18 protein-coding genes and 1 pseudogene are annotated in these 23,051 nt (G+C 63.3%); 5 read left to right on the forward strand and 14 right to left on the reverse strand.

The window, feature by feature from the left end; genetic code table 11:
* Window positions 1–141: 141 nt before the first annotated feature.
* The 3 genes from ACTAQJ_RS19240 to ACTAQJ_RS19250 all read right to left on the reverse strand — a co-directional run bounded on the left by ACTAQJ_RS19240 (window position 142) and on the right by ACTAQJ_RS19250 (window position 2,823).
* The gene (locus ACTAQJ_RS19240; RefSeq protein WP_498698545.1) at window positions 142–1,356 is read right to left on the reverse strand and encodes an FG-GAP repeat domain-containing protein; all 1,215 of its coding nucleotides are present in this window, start codon (window positions 1,354–1,356) and stop codon (window positions 142–144) included.
* A 76-nt stretch (window positions 1,357–1,432) separates the two neighbouring features.
* The gene (locus ACTAQJ_RS19245; protein ID WP_498698548.1) at window positions 1,433–1,903 is read right to left on the reverse strand and encodes a GNAT family N-acetyltransferase; all 471 of its coding nucleotides are present in this window, start codon (window positions 1,901–1,903) and stop codon (window positions 1,433–1,435) included.
* Window positions 1,904–1,935: 32 nt separating this feature from the next.
* On the reverse strand, window positions 1,936–2,823 hold the full coding sequence (locus tag ACTAQJ_RS19250; RefSeq protein WP_498698549.1) for a helix-turn-helix transcriptional regulator: 888 nt from the start codon (window positions 2,821–2,823) through the stop codon (window positions 1,936–1,938).
* Window positions 2,824–2,941: 118 nt separating this feature from the next.
* On the opposite strand from ACTAQJ_RS19250, the gene ACTAQJ_RS19255 reads away from it, so the two are divergent.
* Window positions 2,942–3,829, forward strand: coding sequence for an aldo/keto reductase (locus ACTAQJ_RS19255; RefSeq protein WP_498698551.1), 888 nt, complete (start codon window positions 2,942–2,944; stop codon window positions 3,827–3,829).
* Between the two features lie 97 nt (window positions 3,830–3,926).
* On the forward strand, window positions 3,927–4,856 hold the full coding sequence (locus ACTAQJ_RS19260) for a threonine/serine dehydratase (RefSeq protein ID WP_431116920.1): 930 nt from the start codon (window positions 3,927–3,929) through the stop codon (window positions 4,854–4,856).
* Window positions 4,857–4,937: 81 nt separating this feature from the next.
* Here ACTAQJ_RS19260 and ACTAQJ_RS19265 read toward each other — a convergent pair whose 3' ends face one another.
* Window positions 4,938–5,927, reverse strand: coding sequence for an ABC transporter substrate-binding protein (locus ACTAQJ_RS19265; protein ID WP_498698554.1), 990 nt, complete (start codon window positions 5,925–5,927; stop codon window positions 4,938–4,940).
* Between the two features lie 285 nt (window positions 5,928–6,212).
* On the opposite strand from ACTAQJ_RS19265, the gene ACTAQJ_RS19270 reads away from it, so the two are divergent.
* A complete protein-coding gene (locus ACTAQJ_RS19270) occupies window positions 6,213–7,202 on the forward strand; it encodes an LLM class flavin-dependent oxidoreductase (protein WP_498698556.1) in 990 nt (329 codons plus the stop codon).
* 111 nt (window positions 7,203–7,313) lie between these two features.
* Window positions 7,314–9,950 carry a trehalase-like domain-containing protein gene (locus ACTAQJ_RS19275; RefSeq protein ID WP_498698557.1) on the forward strand — a complete coding sequence of 879 codons (2,637 nt, stop codon included), beginning with the start codon at window positions 7,314–7,316 and terminating at the stop codon, window positions 9,948–9,950.
* 76 nt (window positions 9,951–10,026) lie between these two features.
* Here the strand turns inward: ACTAQJ_RS19275 and ACTAQJ_RS19280 are convergent, their stop codons facing one another.
* From ACTAQJ_RS19280 to ACTAQJ_RS19305, 6 genes and pseudogenes are all read right to left on the reverse strand, one after another.
* Window positions 10,027–10,953 (reverse strand): AEC family transporter, encoded by a 927-nt coding sequence (locus tag ACTAQJ_RS19280; protein WP_498698560.1) that lies wholly within the window; start codon window positions 10,951–10,953, stop codon window positions 10,027–10,029.
* A 161-nt stretch (window positions 10,954–11,114) separates the two neighbouring features.
* A complete protein-coding gene (panD, locus tag ACTAQJ_RS19285) occupies window positions 11,115–11,546 on the reverse strand; it encodes an aspartate 1-decarboxylase (RefSeq protein ID WP_431116915.1) in 432 nt (143 codons plus the stop codon).
* Between the two features lie 201 nt (window positions 11,547–11,747).
* Window positions 11,748–13,212: pseudogene (locus ACTAQJ_RS19290) on the reverse strand (rhamnulokinase).
* Window positions 13,213–13,220: 8 nt separating this feature from the next.
* The gene (locus tag ACTAQJ_RS19295) at window positions 13,221–15,269 is read right to left on the reverse strand and encodes a bifunctional aldolase/short-chain dehydrogenase (RefSeq protein WP_498698564.1); all 2,049 of its coding nucleotides are present in this window, start codon (window positions 15,267–15,269) and stop codon (window positions 13,221–13,223) included.
* Window positions 15,270–15,272: 3 nt separating this feature from the next.
* On the reverse strand, window positions 15,273–16,454 hold the full coding sequence (gene rhaI, locus ACTAQJ_RS19300; RefSeq protein ID WP_498698565.1) for an L-rhamnose isomerase: 1,182 nt from the start codon (window positions 16,452–16,454) through the stop codon (window positions 15,273–15,275).
* A complete protein-coding gene (locus ACTAQJ_RS19305) occupies window positions 16,451–16,816 on the reverse strand; it encodes an L-rhamnose mutarotase (protein ID WP_498698566.1) in 366 nt (121 codons plus the stop codon). The genes rhaI and ACTAQJ_RS19305 overlap by 4 nt, the downstream gene beginning before the upstream one ends.
* 125 nt (window positions 16,817–16,941) lie before the next feature.
* Here ACTAQJ_RS19305 and ACTAQJ_RS19310 point away from each other — a divergent pair, with 125 nt between their 5' ends.
* Window positions 16,942–17,958 carry a LacI family DNA-binding transcriptional regulator gene (locus ACTAQJ_RS19310; RefSeq protein WP_498698568.1) on the forward strand — a complete coding sequence of 339 codons (1,017 nt, stop codon included), beginning with the start codon at window positions 16,942–16,944 and terminating at the stop codon, window positions 17,956–17,958.
* A gap of 60 nt (window positions 17,959–18,018) precedes the next feature.
* Here the strand turns inward: ACTAQJ_RS19310 and ACTAQJ_RS19315 are convergent, their stop codons facing one another.
* From ACTAQJ_RS19315 to araB, 4 genes are read right to left on the reverse strand one after another with little or no spacing between them, the layout of a single operon-like run.
* A complete protein-coding gene (locus ACTAQJ_RS19315; protein WP_498698570.1) occupies window positions 18,019–18,915 on the reverse strand; it encodes an aldose 1-epimerase family protein in 897 nt (298 codons plus the stop codon).
* Window positions 18,912–20,432, reverse strand: a complete 1,521-nt coding sequence (gene araA, locus ACTAQJ_RS19320; RefSeq protein WP_431120334.1) for an L-arabinose isomerase — start codon at window positions 20,430–20,432, stop codon at window positions 18,912–18,914. Before araA ends, ACTAQJ_RS19315 begins: the two co-directional genes overlap by 4 nt.
* Window positions 20,433–20,466: 34 nt before the next feature.
* The gene (locus ACTAQJ_RS19325) at window positions 20,467–21,174 is read right to left on the reverse strand and encodes an L-ribulose-5-phosphate 4-epimerase (protein WP_216927092.1); all 708 of its coding nucleotides are present in this window, start codon (window positions 21,172–21,174) and stop codon (window positions 20,467–20,469) included.
* Complete coding sequence (araB, locus tag ACTAQJ_RS19330) at window positions 21,171–22,874, reverse strand: ribulokinase (RefSeq protein WP_498698573.1); 1,704 nt, start codon at window positions 22,872–22,874, stop codon at window positions 21,171–21,173. Before araB ends, ACTAQJ_RS19325 begins: the two co-directional genes overlap by 4 nt.
* Between the last annotated feature and the right edge of the window lie 177 nt (window positions 22,875–23,051).

Consider the following 23,051-nt stretch of genomic DNA (forward strand, 5'->3'; position numbering starts at 1 on the left):
GAAGGCGCCCGAATCCACGCGGGTTCCGTCGCGTGGATGGTGGAATGATCCAGCAAAATCGTTCAGCAGGGGTTGACGAGTCGCGAGCAACTGTCCGCCTGCAGTTAGCGGTGTGGGGGCAAACGCTCTAAACGCAGGAAACTAGAGGAGTTCCTTGAAGACATCCCAACCGCGGCCTACGGGACCATAGGGGCCCCAGAGGACTGTGGTGGACGCTCCCGCAGAATAGGTGACCAAATCTCCGTTCCCGTTGATGGCCGCGAGGTCGTTGTACTTGGAGTGCGGAAAACTGCCGAGTCCCGCAATCTCGGAGAAGACATCCCAACCGCCGCTGATGATGGACGATGGCTGCCAGCCGCCAGCGTCATCAGCCGGGTAGAGGAAGAGGCGCCCATTGCCATCCCTTGCATAGACCTCCACGGGGCCATCGCCGTTCATGTCGCCGGCAGTGATGATCTTGTTCATACTCTGCCAGCCTTGGCCCACCTTCGTGGGGGCGAGCCACCCTGCGCTGCCATCGCCGGGGTAAAGGAAGAGATCTCCCGCCGGGTTTCGCGCGAGGACATCATTGGTTCCATCGCCATTGAAATCACCCGGTCCGACGATCATGTTGAAAACGTTCCAACCCTGGCCCACCTGTTGGCGATCAAGCCAGCCACCCTCGCCATCGCCCGGGTAGAGGAAGAGGTTGCCTGCCGCATCCCTGCCGAGGAGGTCATTGAAGCCGTCACCATCGAAGTCGCCGGGTGAGAAGACGATGTTGAACACGTTCCAGCCTTGGCCAACCTGCACGGGCTCCTCCCACGCACCCCAGTAGGTAGGGCACGCGCCCTCGCAACTTCCCTTGTAATAGGTGTAAGTCCGCGGATACAGGATGAGGCGGCCATCGTGGGTTCGAGCGAGTGGTTCGAAGTTGCCGCGACCGGTCCAGCCCATGGCCCTGCTGGAGGCTTTGACGGGCAGTGTTTCCGGGCTTACCTGGGAACCCGTCGGACAACCCGACTGGCCCGGGGTGAGCGGGTAGACCTTCATCGAAATGCGGTGGCCCTGGTCTTCGGGAAGGACCGGCAGGGTTTCACCCTGCCGCTCAGCAGGAAGCGGCACGCCGTCCCTCAACCACTCCAAGGTGATGCCCTCACCCGTGCCGTCGGGATTCCTGCAAGCTGAGTAGTCGTAATTGTACTGGCGGCGCAGTTCCGCGCCGACATACGGTACGCCGTCGATGTAGGGTGTCGGCTGGGACGCCGCGACGGAGGGCGGCGCTCCGGCGGCAAGCAGCCCCGCTGCCAACGCCATGGCCACCGCGATCGCTGAGCCCGTTGTAAATCGTTTGGTGCGCGCTTGAACGTTCCCCATTGTGTTCCCCCCGGAAGCTGGCGTCGATGTGTTGACGTTACCGTATTTGGGGTGCGCTGATCAGGGGTTGCGTTGGTTAGGGGTTGCCGGCCGCCAGCATGAAGACGTCGATCTGGTCCTCGGATTCCAGAACAAAACCATGCCGCTCATACAAGTTCCGTGCCGCACTTCCCTGCAGTACGTTCAAACGGAATGGCCTCTCATCCACGGAGGCCGCCATGACGTGCCGAAGTACAGCACCGCCCAGCCCTTTGCCCTGATGCGCCGGAGCCACATAGAAATGCTCAATCCACCGGGCGTCCGGCTCCTGGCGAACTGCGATCACCCCGGCATCCACACCTGCAGTATGGATCACATAGGTGTGCTCCGGCTGGAAGGCTGTCAGGAAGCGCTCCCGGACCCGCACCGGATCCCAGCGACCCAGCCGTTCGAGGTCCGGACGCATCACCACGGCACGAAGCTCGGCGATCCAGATGGCATCGGAACTGTAAGAGGGGCGCAAGGTGAACTCTGGAAGCACGTTTCCCAGCCTAGATGGTTCAGCCATGTTTTCGGACGGGCACTATTCCTGAACAGGCCTCATTCCTGAAGGGAGGCGTCTTGGCTGGCCTCTTCGCTAATCCGCTGGGTAACCACCCAACTGGCGAGCACTTTCAATGCGTCTTCCGAAGGTGTGCCGGGATCCGCGGTGTACACGTTGATCCGCAGCCCGGGGTCCGCGGACAGCTCAAGGGCTTCGAAGCTCAGGTCAAGATCGCCGACGATCGGGTGGTGGAGTCTTTTCCGACCCGTCCGGTGGTACTTCACATCGTGCCTGGCCCACCTGACCCGGAATTCCTCACTGCGCGTGGAGAGCTCCCCGATCAGGTCAGTAAGGTCCTTGTCGTAAGGATTCTTCCCGGCGGTAGACCTCAGGACGGCAACAATATCGTCGGCGCTGCGCTCCCAATTTGCGAAGAACTGGCGTGCCTTTGGGTTGAGGAAGGTGAACCGTGCGCTGTTTGGAGGGGTGGTTTCTTCGGCCATCAGGTCCATGTAGAGAGCTGCGCCAAGTTCGTTGGCAGCGAGGACATCGCCGCGGTCGTTCCGAACCCACGCCGGTGCCGCGGTGATGGAATCAATGACCCGCTGCACGCTTGGCCGGACCGTCCTTGGGCTGTGCTTCCGCCTCACCCGCGGCGCGGCCGTGGCCGCGCGTGCCAGGTCGAAGAGGTGCGCTGTCTCGGCGTCGTCAAGCTGCAGGGCGCGAGCCAGCGCCTCGAGGACACTGTCCGAGGCTCCGGAAAGGTTTCCTCGCTCGAGCCGTATGTAGTAATCGATGCTCATCCCGGCCAGCATCGCCACTTCCTCGCGGCGCAGCCCGGCCACGCGGCGGTTGCCCCCATAGGCCGGCAATCCTGCGGCGTCGGGCTTGATCCTTGCACGCCGGGAGGTCAGGAACTTCCGTACGTCCTCGCTATGACTCATGAGAGCAACGCTACGCCGTCAGCAAGGGAGCGAGGGAGGGCCTGGTATTACTTGGAACGCCCAAGGGGGTAATGACGGGCACTCCCGCAGCGGGCCAGGGCTGAATAGCGTGAACACCATGACTATTGAACTAACCCTCAACAACGGCATCACGATGCCGGCACTCGGCTTGGGCGTCTTCCAGAGCGCACCCGAGGAAACCACCGCCGCCGTCGAGACAGCCCTGGCCACAGGCTACCGGCACATCGACACCGCCGCCGCGTACGGCAACGAACGGGAGGTAGGCCAGGGCATCCGTGCATCAGGCTTGCGGCGGGAGGAAGTTTTCATCGAGAGCAAGGTCTGGGTCAGTGACTACGGCTACGAGCAAACACTGCATGCCTGGGACAAGGCAGCCGGCAAGCTCGGTGTCGATTACCTGGACATGTTCATCCTGCACCAGCCCGCCCCGGACCGGTTCGAGAAGACCATCGAAGCGTACAAGGCGCTGGAGCGATTACTCGAGGACGGGCGCGTCCGCTCAATCGGTGTCAGCAACTTCATGCCGCACCACCTCAAGGAATTGCTCGCCTCAACTGACATCGTGCCAGCGGTAAACCAGATCGAGCTGCACCCTTACTTCACGCAGCCCGATGTCCAGGACGCGGATGCAACAAACGGTATCCTCACCCAGGCCTGGTCACCCATTGGCGGAATCACTTTCTACCCGGGCTGGGGCGGAGACCGACGGAACGTGATGGAAGATCCCGCTATTGCAGCGATCGCGCGGACCCACGCCAAGACACCGGCCCAGGTCATGATCCGCTGGCACTTGCAGCAAGGCCGCTCAGCCATTCCCAAGTCGACCAACCCACAACGCATCGCGGAGAACTTCGATGTCTTTGACTTCGAGCTCAGCACAGAAGAACTCGCGGCCATCGACGGATTGGACCTCGGCGTCCGCAATGGCCCGGATCCGGACGTCGCCCGCCCTGAGCGCTTCGCTATGGTGATCCCCGAGGCCTGAGCGCCGAACGCCGAAACTTCCAACCCCAGCACCACCGCACAGCCCCAGCACCACCGCCCGAACCATAGGATGAAACGGACGAAAGGTGCAGCACACGATGGTCACACGCGAAGAAGTAGAAGCAGCGTACTCACGGACGGCAGGCTGGGTACGGCATACACCGGTGGCTGAGAGCGGCAACCAGGAGCCGTATCATCTGTGGTTCAAGTGCGAGTACATGCAGCACACGGGAACGTTCAAAGCCCGGGGAGCCTTCAACCGCTTGCTGACGGCGCGCGAGAATGGCGAACTGGACCCGGAGGTTGGCATTGTGGTGGCGTCCGGGGGCAATGCGGGCCTGGCCAACGCCTACGCAGCGTCCAAGCTCGGAGTCCCTGCTACGGTGTTCGTCCCCGAGGCTGCACCCGCCACCAAGGTCCACAAGTTGTACGCCAGCGGGGCCCGCGTGGTCCAAGGAGGCTCTGAGTACGCCGAGGCCTACGCTGCAGCCGTGAAGTTCGCCGAGGAATCCGGCGCGGTCTATTGCCACGCCTATGACCAACCCGAGATTGTGGCTGGCGCAGGCGGCGTTGGCCTGGAACTGCTGGACGAACTGCCCGACGTCGATACCATCCTCGTTGCTGTAGGCGGCGGCGGATTGATGGGTGGCATTGCCGCGGCGGTTGAAGGCCGGGCCCATGTGGTGGGCGTCGAGCCCGAGACGGTTCCCACGCTGCACACGGCCATGGCCAAGGGAGAGCCGGTGGATGTGGCCGTCTCCGGTATCGCTGTGGATTCCCTGGGCGCACGGCGAATTGGCGAGATTGGATTTGGTGTTGCCCGTCGCACGGGCGTGCAGAGCGTGCTGGTCAGCGACGAAGACATCGTCCAGGCCCGCCGCAAGCTGTGGGAGGACTACCGAATGGTGGTGGAACACGGTGCGGCGACAGCCTACGCCGCCCTGCTTTCCGGCGCCTACGTGCCCAAGGATGGTGAGACGGTCGCGGTCATTCTTTGTGGGGCCAACACCGATCCAGCACACTTCTAGCAGAGTCCAGCGCAAGAATCCCCGCCGGTTGGTGTCCGGCGGGGATTCGACGTCGGCAGGTCTGCCCTGCCACAGCGGTTCCTACTTCTTGGGCAGGCCTGCCGGGTTCAATTCGGACGTCGGGATGGCCTCGGAGGAGAGGCCCCAACGGTCCAGGATCTTGCCGTAGCTGCCGTCCTTGATGAGGTGGTTGATGGCCGCCTGCGCAGCCGCAGCCAGGCCGTTGTCCTTCTTGGTGGTGAACGCGATCTCAGCCTTCAGCGGCCAGCCGCCGTTGAGGGTGCCCACTTCTTTGGTCTTACCGTCCTTCGCTGCCTTGTAGGCAGCGGAGGCGTTGGGCCCGAACGTCAGGTCCGCGCGTCCGGACTGGAGGGCGAGCTGGGAGGCGGAGTCGTCGTCGTAATACTGGAACTCAACCGGCTTCAGACCGTTCTTTTTGTTCTCCTCGTCCCACCGCACCAGGATGGCTTCCTGGTTGGTGCCGGAGCCGACGATCACGCGCTTGCCAGCGACGTCCTTGGCCTCTTTGACCTCTGAAATATCCGAATCGGCCTTGGCATAGAAGCCCAGGAGGTCATTGCGGTAGGTCGCGAAATCGAACTTTTCCTTGCGTGCTTCGGTGACTGTGACGTTAGAGAGGACGGCCTCATACTTGCCGGATTCGATGCCGAGGGGCCAATCGGCCCACGCCACCGGCAGCACCTCAACCTGCAGGCCAAGGCTCTCGCCGATGGCGTACGCAAGGTCAACCTCGCTGCCGATCAGGGTCTTGTTGTCCGTGGCGAACAGGCTCAGCGGCGGCGTCCCGCCGGTTGAGACCACCGTCAGTTTGCCATCGGCCTTGATGGCTTCGGGAACCAGGGCCGCGGCCGCGGAGTCGACGGTCACCTTGATGCGGTCCTGTTCGGGCGACAGGTTGAAGTCTTTGGCCCCGCTGGAGGACGCCGTTGAAGAGCCCGACGACGGTGCTGTCGCCGCCGTTGCGCCCGGATCCGAGCAGGCCGCGAGCCCCAGTAGAGCCGTAGCGGCCAGCGCCGCGGTCAGGCCGGTCTTGGCTGCAAAACGTGCCATGGTTTCCCCTTATTTTTCCCCTACCGGGGGTGTCTGATGCGTACTTGTGGCTGCAACTATCCAGCAGGGCGGGAACGCGGTCAAAGCACTCTGAAACGCTGGGATACAGGGGGTAATTGCAGTTAATCGGGAGTCGAACGAGGTCACAAATGTCCGGAGGAAAACCGGAAGAAGCCCCTGCGCGACGCAACTCACAGAAATAAGCCGGGGGCCGCCGTCGTTGTCGCTAGAGTGCCCGCCAACCAACAGTGCGGGTGCCGCGAAACGTACCGAAAGGCATTCCCCGTGACTGTTCCTCTTTCCATCCTGGACCTGGCAACCATCGGAAAGGGCCAGACCGTGGCGGAAAGCCTCGCCGGCAGCGTGGCCATGGCGCAGAAGGCCGAAGAGCTGGGCTATCGCAGGGTCTGGTACGCCGAGCACCACAACATGTCAGCCATCGCTTCCTCGGCCACGAGTGTGCTGATCGCGCACGTCGCCGCGCACACGAACACCATCCGGCTTGGTGCAGGTGGCGTCATGCTTCCGAACCACTCGCCACTGACCATTGCCGAGCAGTTCGGCACCTTGGAGACGCTGCACCCGGGACGCATTGACCTGGGACTTGGCCGTGCGCCGGGCAGTGACCAGAACACCATGCGTGCGCTTCGCCGTGACCATACGTCCTCGGATGCTTTCCCGCAGGATGTCCTGGAACTGCAGGGCTACCTCACCGGACCTACCCGCATCCAGGGCGTCGAGGCGACTCCGGGAAAGGGCACCAACGTGCCGCTGTACATCCTGGGTTCCTCGCTGTTTGGAGCACAGCTGGCTGCACAGCTTGGGCTGCCCTACGCCTTCGCTTCGCACTTCGCGCCCACCGCCTTGCAGGATGCCGTGGCCATCTACCGCCGGGACTTCAAGCCCTCGGAACAGCTGTCCCAACCGCACGTGATCGCAGGGGTCAACGTCACCGCAGCGGACAGCAATGCTGAGGCCCAGGCGATCCACCTTGCCGTGAAGCGCGCCCGTGTCTCGCTGTTCTTTGGCGGCGGCCGACAGTTCACGGACGACGAAGCGGATATGGTGCTGGATTCCCCGCAGGGCCAGCACATTTCCCAAATGATGAAGTACTCCGCCGTCGGTACGCCGGACGTTGTGCGCGACTACCTTGACGAGTTCGCCAAGCACGCAGACGCGGACGAACTCATCGTTGCCCACCAGAGCATTGGCACCCAGGAACGCCTGCGCTCGGTGGAGTTGGTTGCCGAGGTTGCGGGGCTTGTAACGGCGTAGGGGCAGGCATCGAAAATAAATTCGAAAGCTTTACGCATTTGCAATGATTTAGGCATGACGCCGAAACTCCACAGGCGGAGACTATAGCTATCCGCAGTGGAAGGATCCGCTATGCCCACGCCCTTAAATCAATCAGCCGCAGACTCTGCGCTGCTGATGAACTCGCTGCCGCTTGGCCTGCTCCGGACATTGCTCCGGACGGACGCGCAGCAGGGCATCACACCGCAGTTGATGGCGGAGCTGAGGGCCATTGCCCGCGTCCCGGGTCTGCTGGTGGCGTGCAACTATGGCGGCACGCTCTGTGCAGCTGAAGGCGTCTCCACCGAAACTCTCCCGTTGGACAGCGCGGCCGTTGCGCTCCGCGCGCTTGCAGCCCTTCCGAATACGCATACAGCGATCATTTCCGGCCGGTCCTTACGCGACCTTGCTGCCGTGTCCAGATTGCCGGCAGAAGTTCATTTGGTGGGCTCGCACGGCGTTGAGTTCGACATGGGCTATGCGTACACCTTGTCCCTGGCCACGGAAACCCTGCTCCAGCAGGTAGCCACGGCATTGACTGAAGCGGTCGCCTTCGAGAAAGGCATTAGTATCGTCCGCAAGCCAGTGGGCGTTGCTGTCCACACCCGGCCTGCAACGCCGGAAGTGGTGGAACGCGTCATCTTCCGTTCCCAGCAGATTGCCATTGAGTACGGGCTCTACTTCATCATCGACGGCTCCGTGCTGGACCTCACCGTTGAGGAACCGGCCAAGGGCCAGGCCCTGGAACAGCTTCGCTCGCGCCTGGGCGTGAGCGCTGCCCTTTACGCGGGCGACGCTTTAAGCGACGAAAAGGCGCTCGCCACGTTGCGCGGTCCTGACCTTGGCCTTCACGTCGGACCCGGGAGTACGACGGCGGCACACACCATTCCGGATCCGGAAGCCTTTGCGCGCGTACTGGCTTTGTTGTTCGAACTGCGGCGGGCGTGGCTGTTCGGCGAGGACGCCGTGGGGCTGGAGCGGCATTCGATGATCGGGAACGGTACGTCGACGGCGTTGCTCACCCCTGACGCCAAGGTTTGCTGGATGACCCACCCCTTGCCGGATTCGGGGTCCCTGTTTGCCCATATCCTGGGCGGTGACCCGGCGGGCCACTTCAGCATCGAGCCAGTCAAGCGTTCGCAAGTACTCGCCCAGCGCTATGTGGACAACACCATGATCGTGGAGACCCGTTGGGCCGACGTCACTGTGACGGACTATCTTGAGCCCGCGCCTGAAGGCATCACCAGCCTGATCCGTGTTCTGTCCGGCACCGGCACGGCACGGATAGTGTTCGCGCCCCGGCCGGACTATGCCACTGCGCCGTTCAGCATGGAGATCCGTGGCGAGGAAGTCCACATCATGGGCACCTCGGATCCCATCATCCTCTCGGCGCCGGGGGTTGCCTTCCAGATCAGCAGTGACGGCAGGTACGCCACCGCCACCGCAGAAGTGCCGCTGCAGTATGGTCCCGTTGTGCTGAACCTGCGCTGCGGTGACTCAGAGCCGCCACCCGCGGACCCGGTTGGCGAGCCCACCCGACGTGCCGCCGTCGGGCAGTCTGCCCGGGAGTGGGTCAAGTCGCTGCAGCTGCCCACCGTCAAGACCGCACTGGTGCGACGCTCGGCGCTGGTTCTGAGGTCGCTGGTGCACGAGCCCACAGGTGCTGTCCTTGCGGCTCCAACTACCTCCCTGCCGGAGGGAATTGGCGGGACGCGCAACTGGGACTACCGGTATTGCTGGCTGCGCGACGGGTCCATGACCGTCAATTCCTTGGTGAGCTTGGGCTCCACGGACGAGGCCGACGGGTTCCTTCGCTGGCTTGGCCGCATCCTTGAAACTGCGCCCGGGCCGGAATGGCTCCACCCGTTGTACTCGGTGACCGGTGCGCCACTGTCCACGGAAGCGATCGTCGAGAGCCTCCCAGGTTATGCCGGTTCGCGTCCCGTGAGGATCGGGAACGCGGCCGACCACCAGGTGCAGTTGGACGTCTTTGGCCCGATTGCCGAGCTGATTCACGATCTTGGCGAGCGGCGCGGGTACCTGCCGGATGAGCACTGGTTCCTGATGGAGCAGATGGCCCACGCCGTCATTGCCCGCTGGCACGAGCCAGACCACGGAATCTGGGAAGCGCGCCGCCCGCCACGCCACCACGTGTACACCAAGGTCATGTGTTGGGTGACGCTGGACCGGGCCTTGCGAACCGCTGCCTTGCATGGTCGTGTTGCACACGAGGACTGGTCGCCGATAGCCGCTAAGATCCGCGAGGAAGTCCTCCGCGAGGGCTGGGATTCATCTGCGGCTTCCTACACCGTGGCCTACGACAGCCCCGACCTGGACGCCGCCGTCCTGCATATCGGACTGTCAGGCCTGCTGGATATCCAGGACCAGCGGTTCCTGGATACAGTAACGGCTGTTGAGCGCGAGTTGCGTGTGGGTCCCACCGTTTTCAGGTACAGGTACGACGACGGCCTGCCGGGTTTGGAGGGCGGCTTCCACATCTGTACCACCTGGCTGATCGAGGCGTACCTTGCTGTTGGGCGCTTGGATGATGCCCTGGAGTTGTTCAACCAACTAGTTGCTTTGTTCGGTCCTACCGGCCTGCTTCCGGAGGAATACGATCCTGCCTCGGAAACGCACCTGGGTAATCACCCACAGGCGTACTCGCACCTGGGCTTCGTCCGGTGTGCACAGCTCCTGGACCATTACCTGGCCAGCGCCGACGTGGAGTAAACCCAACTAGGGGACAGATAACGCTCCTCCCAGGCCCGAGTGGAGCGTTATCTGTCCCCTACTTGGGCGGGGAGGCCTAGGTGAGGAGCAGGGCCACGGCGATCATTGCGGGCACTGCGACGATCGTCGTGATGAGCACGGTGTCCTTGGCAACGGTGACGCCGGCGCGGTAGCGGGTGGCCGCCACGAACACGTTCTGGGCCGTCGGGAGCGCCGCCGTCACCACCACGGCAAATAGGGCGTGCCCGTCCATCCCCAAGGCAAAGCGGGCAAACACATAAGCGATTGAAGGATGGACGAACAGCTTGAACCCGCTGGCCAGCAGCGTGTCCAGGCGGCGTCCAGCATCCTTCTGCAAAGGCCTCGATCCGTTCAGGCTCATGCCGAACGCCATCAGCATGGCCGGGATCGCGGCGCCGCCAATCAGGTGGATCGGCTCCAGAATGAGCGTGGGCACCTGGAAACCCGTTCCTGCCACCAGAAGTCCAAGCCCCGAGCCCACGATCATTGGGTTTTTCACGATCATGAGCAGGAAGCGCAGGGGAGTGGTGCGGTGGGTACTCGTGCTGGCATCGAGGGCCATCAGGTACAGGGGCGTGAAGAACGCGAGCTGGAAGATCAGCAGCGGCGCCACATAGCTCGCGTCGCCCAGGACAAACACCGCAATCGGGATGCCCAGGTTCGCGGAGTTTGCCAGTGATGCACTCATCGATGACATCAGGGCTTCGGGCATGGTGCGCTTGAGCCAGAATTTCACGATCAGGAAGAACAGCAGTCCCGTGATGATGGCACCCACCGCGGTGACCAGCAGCGGGGCGGCAAACACTTCGTGCAGCTTGGCCTTGCTCAGGGTTTCGAACAGCAGGGCCGGGCTTGCAACGAAGAACGTCAACGAACTCAGGACCGATCGGGCGTTCTCCCCCAGGATCCCGCGACGCCCAACGAACATGCCCACGAGGATGATGGCCCATACCACGAAGAACCCGGACAGGACGCCGATCATGAGGGCGTACTGGCAGGGAGGTGTTGGGTCACGAACAACAGCCTAGCCACATTCAGGTACTGAGTAAGCGTTTTCTTACGAGAGTTCCGTCATACGGACACCCAAAGCGCGACGTCGGCACTCAGGCGGGTGCCGACGTCGAGGGTTGGCTTTTGGCCGGGTTAGCTCATGTGCGCGGCGTTGCTCAGCGCGTGCGGCGGGCGCATCAGTCCCGGGGTGTGGCCCTCCGCGGGGTCGTTTCCAAGCTGCAGGATCTTGTTGTCCTTGCTGACATGGACCACCCTGGGCTCATAAGCGCGCGCCTCTTCGGTGGTCATCTCGGCATAGGTGATGAGGATGACGACATCCCCTACATGAACCTGGTGGGCAGCCGCGCCGTTAATCCCGATGACGCCGGAACCGCGCTCGCCGGCGATGGTGTAGGTCTCCAGCCGCGCGCCATTGGTCACGTCAACGATGGAGACGAGTTCGCCAGGAAGGATGTCAGCCGCGTCCAGCAGGTCAAGGTCGACAGTGACCGAACCGACGTAGTGAAGATCGGCATGGGTCACCGTTGCGCGGTGGATCTTGGACTTGAACATTGTGCGGATCATAATGCGATCAGTTTAGCGCGGCACCCTCATCCGGCGCTGTGACGTACCAGACGTTCGGCGGGCGTCGGCGGCGTTGCTTGTAGACAGGTAGAGATTCACAAGATTCACAACATTCATAGACATTCACAGGAGCTGGACAAGGAAGCGGCCCCAAAACACCCTATTTCGGTTGTTTCGGGGCTGCCATCAGTTCACAACGGGTCAGGAAGGTACGGCACTGACCGTCTGGGCCGGCTCGTAGCGTTGGAGGTTCGTCCCGGCAGCCACCAATGCCCGCAGCTCAGGAAGCCCGCCTTCCACCACACCCGCAGCGCGCGCCTGAACCAGGACGTTGCCCAGTGCAGTCGCCTCAACGGGTCCTGCGATAACCGGTTTGCCCGTGGCGTCCGCCGTCAGTTGGCACAGGAGCCGGTTCTGCGAACCACCGCCCACAATGTGAACCACGTCCACGCTCCGGCCCGCGAGCCATTCAGCGTCCGCCAGCGTGCGGGCGTAACCGGCAGCGAGGCTGTCCATGATGCAACGCACGACGGCGGCAGGCCGGTCCGCGAGCACGGCACCTGTGTTCCGCACGGCTGCGCGGATGCGATCCGGCATGTTGTCCGGGGCTGTGAAGGCGGGGTCATCGGCGTTGATTCGTGGACCGCCGGCGGGGAGAGCAGCGGCCGCGTGCAGCAGCGAGGTCAACGATTGGCTGAAACCTTGTGCCGCCCAAGCACGCTGGCACTCGCTGAGAAGCCAGAGCCCGCCCGACATTCCGCAGGTACCGGATGGTTCCGTCCACACCGCGTTCGTTGGTGAAGTTGGCCTTGCGGCTTGCCTCGCTCAACACGGGGCTGTCCAACTCAATGCCCACCAAGGACCACGTTCCCGAGGAAATGTAGGCGAAGTCCTTCTCTTCAGCGGGGACAGCCGCCACAGCCGAAGCGGTGTCGTGGGATCCAACCGCAAGCACCCTGGTGTCCGCCGGCAATCCCGTTTGTTCGAGGATGCCCGGCAGGAGGGTGCCCACGGTTTCGCCCGGCTGAATGAGGGGAGGAAAGATGTCTCCGGGCAGGCCCAGTGCGTCCAGGAACTGTGTGGCCCGCTCTCCCGCAACAGCATCAAAGAGCCCTGTGGTGGAGGCGTTTGTCGCCTCGGTTCGTCGCTCTCCCGTGAGGAGGAAGGCGATCAGGTCCGGGATGAGGAGGGCCTGGCGCCCCTCCAGTGTGGGCTCGGCCGCCAACTGGTACAGCGTGTTGAACTGCAGGTATTGCAAGCCCGTTGTGGCGTACAGCTTCTCCGGGGAGATCGCGGAGTGCACGCGTCCCACCGTCGCACGGCTGCGCTCGTCCCGGTAGCTGTACGGCTGCGCGGTGAGTTTCCCGGCGTCGTTCACCAGGCCATAGTCCACAGCCCAGGTGTCGATGCCGATGCTGAGGATGCGCTCGCCATTCCCCCGCGCAACGGCAGCGGCTGCGGACAGGCCCTTGAGCACCTCAGCGAACAGGGCGTCGAAGTCCCAGCGGAGGCCGCCGTCGAGCTCCACAACCCCGTTGGGGAAGCGGTGGATCGTCTCAAGCGAGACCCCTGCCGAGGGAGAGACCCGGCCCAGCATGACGCGACCGGAAGAGGCGCCAATGTCGATGGCGGCGAAGACTGGCTTCGCGGTTGAACCCTTGCTCATGACGGCCTTTAGCGCAGGAAGGCAGCAGCAACGCCCGCATCCACGGGGATGTGCAGGCCAGTGGTGTGGGAAAGCTCATTGCTGGTGAGCACGGAGACTGCGTTGGCAACGTGTTCCGGCAGCACCTCCCGCTTCAGCAGCGTGCGCTGGGCGTAGTACTTGCCCAGTTCCTGCTCGTCCACGCCATAAACGGCAGCGCGCTTGGCGCCCCAGCCGCCGGCGAAGATGCCGGAGCCGCGGACCACACCGTCGGGGTTGATGCCGTTGACCCGCACGCCGTACTCGCCAAGTTCAGCAGCGAGCAGGCGGACCTGATGGGCTTGGTCGGCCTTGGTGGCGGAGTAGGCGATGTTGTTCGGGCCAGCGAACACGGAGTTCTTGGAGGAGATGTAGATGATGTCGCCGCCCATGCCCTGCTCGATCATGACCTTGGCCGCTGCCTTGGACACCAGGAACGAGCCTTTGGCCATGACGTTGTGCTGGAGGTCCCAGTCCTTCTCGGTGGTTTCCAGCAGCGGCTTGGAGATGGACAGGCCGGCGTTGTTGACCACCAGGTCCAGGCCGCCGAACGCGAGGACGGCTTCCTGGATCGCTGCCGCGATCTGGGCTTCGTCGGTCACGTCAGCCTGGACGCCGATCGCGACGTCGGGTCCGCCCAGTTCCGCGGCGACGGCCTGTACGTTCTCAAGGTTCAGGTCGGCAATGACCACGCACGCGCCGTCGGACGCCAACCGGGTGGCGATCGCCTTGCCGATGCCCGACGCCGCACCGGTCACCAGCGCGATGCGGGTGGCGTGGGACTTGGGCTTGGGCATGCGGGCGAGCTTGGCTTCTTCCAAGGACCAGTACTCGATGCGGAATTTCTCGGATTCCTCGATCGGGGCGTAGGTGGAGATTGCCTCGGCACCGCGCATCACATTGATGGCGTTGATGTAGAACTCGCCAGCCACGCGGGCGGTTTGCTTGTCCTTGCCGAAGGAGAACATGCCGACGCCGGGGACCAGCACGATGGCCGGGTCCGCGCCGCGGAGTGCCGGGCTATCGGCGTCGGCATGACGGTCGTAGTACGCCTGGTAGTCCTCGCGGTAGTCCGCGTGCAGGTCCTTCAAGCGGTTGACGGAATCCTCGATCGAAGCATCGGCGGGCAGGTCCAGAACCAGCGGCTTGACCTTGGTGCGCAGGAAGTGGTCCGGGCAGGAGGTGCCCAGCGCGCCCAGCCGCGGGTGCTCTTCCGAGGCAAGGAATTCAAGAACGACGGCGTCATCACTGAAGTGCCCCAGTTGCGGTTTGTCCGTGGAGGCCAGGCCGCGGATCACCGGGGCGAGGGCGGCTGCCTTGGCTTTACGCTCAGCCTCGGGCAGGGCACCGTAGCCGGGGAGCTTGGCGCCGAAGGGCTCTGCCTTGCCGTTTTCCGCAATGAACTTCTCTGCCTGATCGATGATCCAGAGCGAGTTGGCCTCAGCCTCCTCACTCGTGGCACCCCACGCGGTGATGCCGTGACCGCCGAGGATGGTGCCGATCGCCTGCGGGTTGGCTTCCTTGATCGCGGCGATGTCCAAGCCGAGCTGGAAACCGGGGCGACGCCACGGAACCCACACAACCTTCTCGCCGAAGACCTTTGAGGTCAGCGCTTCGCCGTCCACCGCCGTGGCGATGGCGATGCCCGAATCGGGGTGCAGGTGGTCAACATGCGCCGCGTCCACCAGACCGTGCATGGCAGTATCGATCGACGGCGCAGCGCCGCCCTTGCCGTGGAGGCAGTAATCGAAGGCGGCCACCATTTCGTCTTCACGCTCGACGCCGGGGTAAACGGACTTCAGTGCCTGCAGCCGGTCCAGCCGAAGTACAGCGAGGTTCTCCGCCTTCAGCGTGCCGAGGTCACCGCCGGAGCCCTTGACCCAGAGGAGCTCGACGTCCTGGCCGGTAACCGGGTCCTTCTCGATCCCCTTGGCGGAAGTGTTGCCGCCGGCGAAGTTGGTGTTCCGCTTGTCGGCGCCGAGGCGGTTGGAGCGGGAAATCAGGTCTTCAACAGTCTTGTTGGTGTCTTGCACGTTCATGCTTTATGCGCCCCATCCGGCTTGCTGGCCGCCTGCGCGGTCCTCGTTGATCTTCTTCTGGTAGCCGCTGGCCTTGTAGGCAGCGATCGGGTCGGCGGGCAGGCCGCGGGATTCACGCCACTCGGCCAGGACCGGGCGGACGTCTGTGTAGAAGGCATCGTTGAAGATGCCGTTGGCGGCCAGGACATCCCCGGCACGCTGGGCCTCGGACAATGCTGCGGTATCCACGAGCAGTGCGCGGGCCGTCATTTCCTGGACGTTCAGGACCGAGCGGATCTGGCCCGGGATCTTCTCTTCGAGGTTGTGGCACTGGTCCAGCATCAGGGCAACGCCTGACTCCTTGCCGAAGCCGCCGCCGCGGATCACTTCGTACATGATGCGGAACAGCTGGAACGGATCGGCTGCGCCCACAATCAGATCGTCGTCCGCGTAGAAGCGGGAGTTGAAGTCGAACGAGCCGAGCTTGCCTAGACGAAGTAGCTGCATGACGATGAACTCGATGTTGGTACCTGGAGCGTGGTGGCCGGTGTCCAGGCAGACGAAGGCCTTATCGCCGAGGGCAAGGGTCTGGGCGTAGGACGTACCCCAGTCCGGAACGTCGGTGTGGTAGAAAGCCGGCTCGAAGAACTTGTATTCCAGGACCAGTCGGTGCTCGTCGCCGAGGGCTGCGTAGATCTCCTGGAGGGATTCCGCGAGGCGATCCTGACGGCCGCGCATATCGTCCTGGCCGGGGTAGTTGGTGCCATCGGCCAACCAGATCTTCAGGTCCTTTGATCCGGTGGCATCCATGATCTGGATGCACTCAAGGTGGTGTTCGATCGCCCGGCGGCGCACAGACTCGTTGGAGGACGTCACGGAACCGAATTTGTACTCGTCGTCCTGGAACGTGTTGGAGTTGATGGTGCCCAGTCCAACGCCCAAGCCTGCAGCGTATTCGCGCAGCGCAGAGTAGTCATCAACCTTGTCCCACGGAATATGCAGGGCAACGGTGGGGGCCAGGCCGGTCAGCTCGTGGACCTTGGCGGCGTCGGCGATCTTTTCCTGGACGGTGCGCGGCGTACCCGGGGTGCCAAAGACCTTGAAGCGGGTGCCCGAATTTCCGTAGGCCCAGGATGGCACTTCAATGGCCAGTTCTCCCAAGCGGCCAAGTGCCGACTCTGTGGCGGCCGACTCTGTGGTGTTCATGCTTGTTCCTTCTGCTGGGTTGCGGCGGTGCTGGCCTTGGCCAGTTGATCCTCAAGATTGAAAACTTCTTCGACGATTTCGAATCCCTGGTCCGGAGGCAGCTCGCTGTTCCAGAACAGGGTTGCCATCTCGGCCTGCCAGCGGGCGTTGACGTCGGTTATGGCCATCCGCGCCTGGACGGCCCGGTAGTCATCGCATTCCAGGTATCCGATCAACTGGCCGTCGGGAGCCAGGAATAGGGAGTAGTTGTTCCATCCCGCGTCCTTGAGGGCGTGCAGCATTTCCGGCCAGACGGCTGCATGCCGGCGCTTGTATTCGTCCATCAGCTCCGGCTGGATGGAAGAGCGGAAACAGACCCTCATGTGCGGTTCTCCAGGTCACTCGTCTTTGAATCGTTTCATTTGTTACGATTCAAACTACCCTCGTGAGAAGGAGGGTGTCAAGGCGTTTCCTGTGAATCGATGACAACCAGCGGAGATTGGAAAGCATGTCCCAGACAGCGAGCATCAAAGACGTTGCCACCCACGCACAAGTAGCCGTGGGAACTGTTTCCAACGTGCTGAATTATCCGGACCGCGTATCGCAAAGGACCAAGGATCGCGTCCTCAAATCCATCGCCGAACTCGGTTTCGTCCGCAACGATGCCGCCCGCCAACTCAGGGCAGGGCAGAGCCGGACCATCGGACTGATTGTGCTGGATGTGGGCAACCCGTTCTTCTCCTCGGTTGCCCGTGCCGCAGAAGATGCTGCCACAGCCCTGGGTAGCGTGGTGTTGGTAGGGGACAGCGGCCAGGACGCTTCCCGGGAAGCGCATTACATGGACCTGTTCCAGGAACAGCGGGTCCAGGGCCTGCTGATCTCGCCTGTAGGGGACGTTGGGGATCGGATCGATACGCTGCGTGAACGCGGCGTGCCAACTGTCCTGGTGGACCAACTCGCCGACACCGACCGGTGCAGCTCAGTCTCTGTGGATGACGAAGAAGGCGGATATCTTGCCGCCCGGCACCTGCTGGACACGGGCCGCCGTCGTCTGGCTTTTGTTGGTACCCCATCAATTCGCCAGGTAGCCAACCGACTCAACGGCGCACAGCGGGCCGTCTCGGAAGTAGCAGGGGCAACCATCGAGGTCCTGGATTCCGCAGGGCAAACCGTCCTTGCGGGACGCCAAGTGGGCAACGCTCTGGTGGAGCGGGAGCCAGCCGAAAGGCCGGAAGCCGTGTTCTGTTCCAACGACCTCCTGGCGCTCGGCGTCATGCAGTCGCTGACCATGCTCCGGACCGTGAAAATCCCCGAGGACATTGCCCTGATTGGTTACGACGACATCGACTTCGCCGTCTCCGCTGTGGTGCCCTTGTCCTCCATCCGCCAGCCCACGGAGGCCTTGGGCCGCACGGCGATCGAGTTGCTGGCGGAGGAGCAGGAAAGCGGCGGAACCAAACACCGGGCCGTGGTGTTCACGCCGGAACTCGTGGTGCGTCAAAGCACGTCCGGCGCACCCAAGTAGGTCGCAGTAGTGCGCGTTTTGAACGCTCAAAACGCGCACTACTGCGACCCAGTTGGGTAACTAGAGGGCGTAGATGCTCCACGCTGCAGTGTGCCCGGCGCCCGGTTCCAACCGGATCAGGTCCGTACCGCTGTTGAACGAGTCGGGCGGGCAGGTCATCGGCTCTACGGCCAAGCCCAACCGGTTCGGAAGCGGTGCCGGCTTGTCTGCCGTATGGATTTGCAGCCACGGGCAGCTTTCGTCCCAGGACATCCCGACGCCGGTGCCCGCCGGGTCGCGCAGCGAAAGCCGCGCCAAGCCGCCGTCGAACGCTATTCCTGTGAACGCATGGTCGATCTCAGTGGTGCCGATGGCGCGGCGCGTCCGGAAGTCGAATGCGTGACCCTCAACTCCCACAACACCAACGGGCAGCAGCCTGTCAGGGGTGACCTCAAGGAAGCTATCCGCAGCAAAATCCAGGACCCACTGATCCAGCGGCGAAGAACCGGCCACAAGGTAAGGGTGCGGGCACACGCCGTACGGTGCGGGAGAGTCACCAGCGTTACGGGCAGTTACCCGCGTGTGCAGCCCGGCGTCATCCAACACGTACCGAGCCGAGAGCTCCAGCACGAACGGATATCCCGGCGTGGGCCCAACCGTGCAGGTCAACGTGAGTGAACCGGCGTCGGACTCTTTCAGGACCCAATCCAGCGGGAAGGCGAGGCCGTGCAAGGATGTGCCCCGGTCCGGTTCGTTGACGGGCAGGTGATGCACCTTGCCATCGAAGCGGTAGGCGCCGTCGGCAATCCGGTTGGGCCACGGCGCCGCGATGATTCCGCGGTAATCCGGGATTGGTTCGCCGGCCGCAAAAGGAACCACGAGGTCGCGGTCCTGGAACTGCAAGACACGCAGCGCCGCGGCCCGGGCTGTGATAACAGCCCGGTAGCCGCCGGACTGCAGCGTGAATTCGGTGCTCACAGGCCGCCGGCCAGCTTGTAGTAGGCGGCATTCCAGTTCAGTTCCTTCTTGAACTGTTTGATGGTGGTGTCCTCGTCGATGGTCAGGAGTTCCGTCTTGGCGATTTCTGCGAAGTCCTCGAACACCTCCAGGCCCACCTGCGTGGACAGTACCGTGTGGTGGGCAGCGCCGGCAGTGAGCCAGGCTGCGGCTGACGTAGCGAAGTTGGGCTTGGGCTCCCAGAGTGCGCGGGCCACGGGGAGGTTGGGCAGAGGCTGGTCGAGATCGACGACGTCCACAACGTTCGCTACCAAGCGGAATCGATCCCGCATATCGGACAATGCGACCACAATGCCGGGGCCGGCGTCCGTATCGAACACCATGCGTACGGGGTCTTCCTTGCCGCCAATACCGAGCGGGTGGATCTCCACACGCGGCTTCTTTGCGGTCAGGGACGGGCAAACCTCCAGCATGTGGGCGCCCAGGATCTTCTCCGAGCCGGGCTCAAGGTGGTACGTGTAGTCCTCCATGAGCGAGGCGCCACCGGGCAGCCCGGCCCCCATCACTTTGGCGGCGCGAACAAGGATGGCGGTCTTCCAGTCGCCCTCGGCGCCAAAGCCGTAGCCGTCAGCCATAAGGCGCTGGACTGCCATACCGGGGAGCTGGCGGAGTTCGCCCAGGTCCTCGAACGACGTCGTAAACGCGGCTGAGCCGTTCGCTTCCAGGAAGCTGCGAAGACCGAGTTCGATCCTCGCGCTGTAGCGCAGCGACTCGTGGCGCGCGCCGTCTTTTTGCAGTTCCGGAACCACCTCATAGAGGCGCTCATACTCGGCAACCAGGGCGTCGACGTCGGACTCCGCGGCGCCGTGTACGGCGTCGGCAAGCTCGTTCACAGACCAAGTGTTGACCGAGACGCCAAAGCGCAGCTCGGCTTCGGTCTTATCGCCTTCGGTGACGGCGACGTTGCGCATATTGTCACCGAAACGGGTCAGCTTCAGCGTCCGCACGGCGGCCCAACCGGCCGAGGCGCGCTGCCAAGCGCCCACCTGGCGGGCAATCTCAGGGTTGCTGACATGCCCGACGACGGTCTTCCGCGGCACGCCGAGGCGCGACTGGATATACCCGAATTCGCGGTCCCCGTGGGCTGCCTGGTTCAGGTTCATGAAGTCGAAGTCGATATCGGCCCACGGCAGGTCACGGTTGGCCTGAGTGTGCAAGTGCAGGAGCGGCTTGCGCAAGGCGTCCAGGCCCTGGATCCACATCTTGGCGGGGCTGAACGTGTGCATCCAGGCGGTCACGCCGATCACGGAGTCGTTTGAGTTTGCTTCCAGCGCGGTGCGGCGGATGGCGTCGGAATCCGTGAGGACCGGCTTCCACACGAGTTTGACCGGCACGTCCGAAGAATCGTTGAGGGCGTTGGCAATCTCCTGCGATTGCGAGGCGACCTGCTTGAGGACATCTTCGCCGTACAAGTGCTGGCTTCCGGTGAGGAACCAGACCTCATACTGATCAAGGGACGTGGTGTTGGCGCTGGGCATTTTCATGGCTCCTGAAGGTGTTGAGACGTCCGCTTTAGCGGCCGTAGACGTTTTGGTAGCGGTTGTAGAGCGAGTCGATCTTGGCCTGGTCAATGGGGAGGGGCTCGCCGAGTTGCCGGGAGACGTGCACCGTCTTTGCCACTTCCTCGCACATCACGGCTGCCTTGACCGCGGACCTTGCGTCCTTGCCGATGGTGAAAGGTCCGTGGTTCTGCATGAGCACGGCGGGGGAGTGGGAGTTCTTGAGGGTCTCCACGATTCCCTGTCCGATCGAATCGTCTCCGATCAGTGCGAACGGGCCTACCGGGATCGGGCCGCCGAATTCGTCGCCCATCATCGTCAGCACGCAGGGGATCTCCTCGCCGCGGGCTGCCCAGGCCGTGGCGTATGTGGAGTGGGTATGCACCACACCGCCAACCTCGGGCATGTGCCGGTAGACGTAGGCATGAGCGGCGGTGTCAGAGGACGGCGAGAGGTCCGGGTTGCCCCAGTCAACGGTTCCGCCGCTTCCGATGTTGATGCCCCTGACGGGAGTTCCGTAGAGGTCCGTGACCACCATTTGCTCGGGCGTCAGCTCATCATAGGAGACACCGGAGGGCTTGATGACCATGAGGTCGTAGCCAGGGATCCGGCCGGAGACGTTGCCCGCAGTCCAGACGACCAGCTTGTAGCGGGTCAGCTCGGCGTGCAGTTCGCAGACTTCGCGCCGGACTTTCGCGATGGTTTCCAAGAGCGTGCTCATGCGTTGACCCCTTCTGTGATGGCGGTGTGGGCAGCGCGCTGAATTGCCTTCAGGCGGTGCATGACGCTGTTGGTCCCGCGGCCGAAGTAGTCGTGCAGGGAGCGGTATTCCTGGAAAAGTGCCTCGTAGGCCCTGACGTTTTCAGGGATCGGCGTGTAGACGGCACCCGGGGCAGCTGCCATGGATGCCGCCGCTTCGCGGATGTCCTTGTACTTGCCGGCGGCAACAGCGGCGTGGATTGCCGAGCCGAGGGCAGGTCCCTGCTCCGAGCCGATGGTGGACAGCTGGAGGCCAGTGATGTCCGCGTAGACCTGCATCAGGAACTTGTTCTTCAGGAGCCCGCCAGCCACGATGAACTCCTTGACCGGTACTCCGGAATCACGGAATGCATCCACGATGGTCCGGGTGCCGAAGGCCGTGGCCTCCAGCAGCGCGCGGTAGGTGTCTTCTGGCTTTGTGGCCAGGGTTTGGCCCACTATGACGCCGGAGAGTTCGTGGTCCACCAGCACTGAGCGGTTGCCTGAGTGCCAATCCAGGGCAATGAGGCCGTGCTCGCCGATTGCCTGCTTCTCTGCGAGTTCGGTGAGGTATTCGTGGATGCCCAGGCCCTTGGCGGCTGCTGCTTGGTGGTAGTGAGGGGGAACGCCGTTCTTGGTGAACCAGCCGAAGATATCGCCAACTCCGGATTGTCCGGCTTCATAGCCCCACAATCCGTCCACGATGCCGCCATCCACGACGCCGCACATGCCCGGGACTTCACGCAGGACGTCACCGTTCATGACGTGGCAGGTGGACGTGCCCATGATGGCCACGAGTTGCCCCGGCTCAACAGCGTTGGCTGCAGGGGCACTGACGTGGGCGTCCACATTGCCCACGGCTACTGCAATTCCCGCAGGCAAGCCGGTCCAGGTGGCAGCTTCTTCCGTGAGGTAGCCGGCGGCGTCGCCCAAGCGGCCGATGGTGTGCTCCAGTTTTTCAGATACGAAGCCCTTGAAGTCGGGGTTCAGGGCGGCGAGGAAATCCTCCGACGGGTACTTGCCGTCCTGGTAGATGCCCTTGTAGCCAGCGGTGCAGGCATTTCGAACGTAGCTGCCGCACAGCTGCCAGACGATCCAGTCGGCTGCCTCAACCCAATGATCCATGGCGCTGTAAACGTCGGGATCTTCCTCGAGCAGCTGCAAGCCCTTGGCGAACTCCCACTCTGAAGAGATCAGGCCGCCATACCGGGGAAGCCATGCCTCCCCGCGTTCTTCGGCGAGCTTGTTGATGCGGTCGGCCTGCGGCTGCGCGGCGTGGTGACGCCACAGCTTGACGTAAGCGTGAGGACGGTCCGCGAAGCGTTCCAGTTCGTTCAGCGGAGTGCCGTCCGCCGTCGTCGGGACCATGGTGCAAGCGGTGAAGTCAGTGGCGATGCCCACCACATGTTCCGGGTTGATTCCGGCGTCGGCGACGGCGGCCGGTACCGCGTTGCGCAGGACGTCTCGGTAGTCGTTGGGCACTTGGAGCGCCCAGTCGGCGGGCAGCCGCTGGCCGGTTGTGGGCAGGCGGTCGGACACCACGGCGTGCGGATATTCGAACACGCCGCTGCCGATTTCGGCACCGTCCGAGACGCGCACGACGACGGCGCGACCAGACAAAGTGCCGTAGTCCACGCCGATGACAAACTGCTCGTCGAGCGGGAGATTTTCAGTGGTATTCATGGGGTCTCCATCCGGCTGGCCAAGGCCTCATTGCCGGGGGTCGGGGTGGAAGAAATGAAGTAGGTCTGATGCAATTGTTAGCGCTCACAACTTTGATGTCAAGAGGATGGGCGTCATGTGGGGCTGTTTCAGACACTCCGACCCAACCAGGTCGCAGATCAGCGCGTTTTGAACGTC

The sequence above is a fragment of the Arthrobacter sp. alpha11c genome (genome assembly GCF_054149985.1).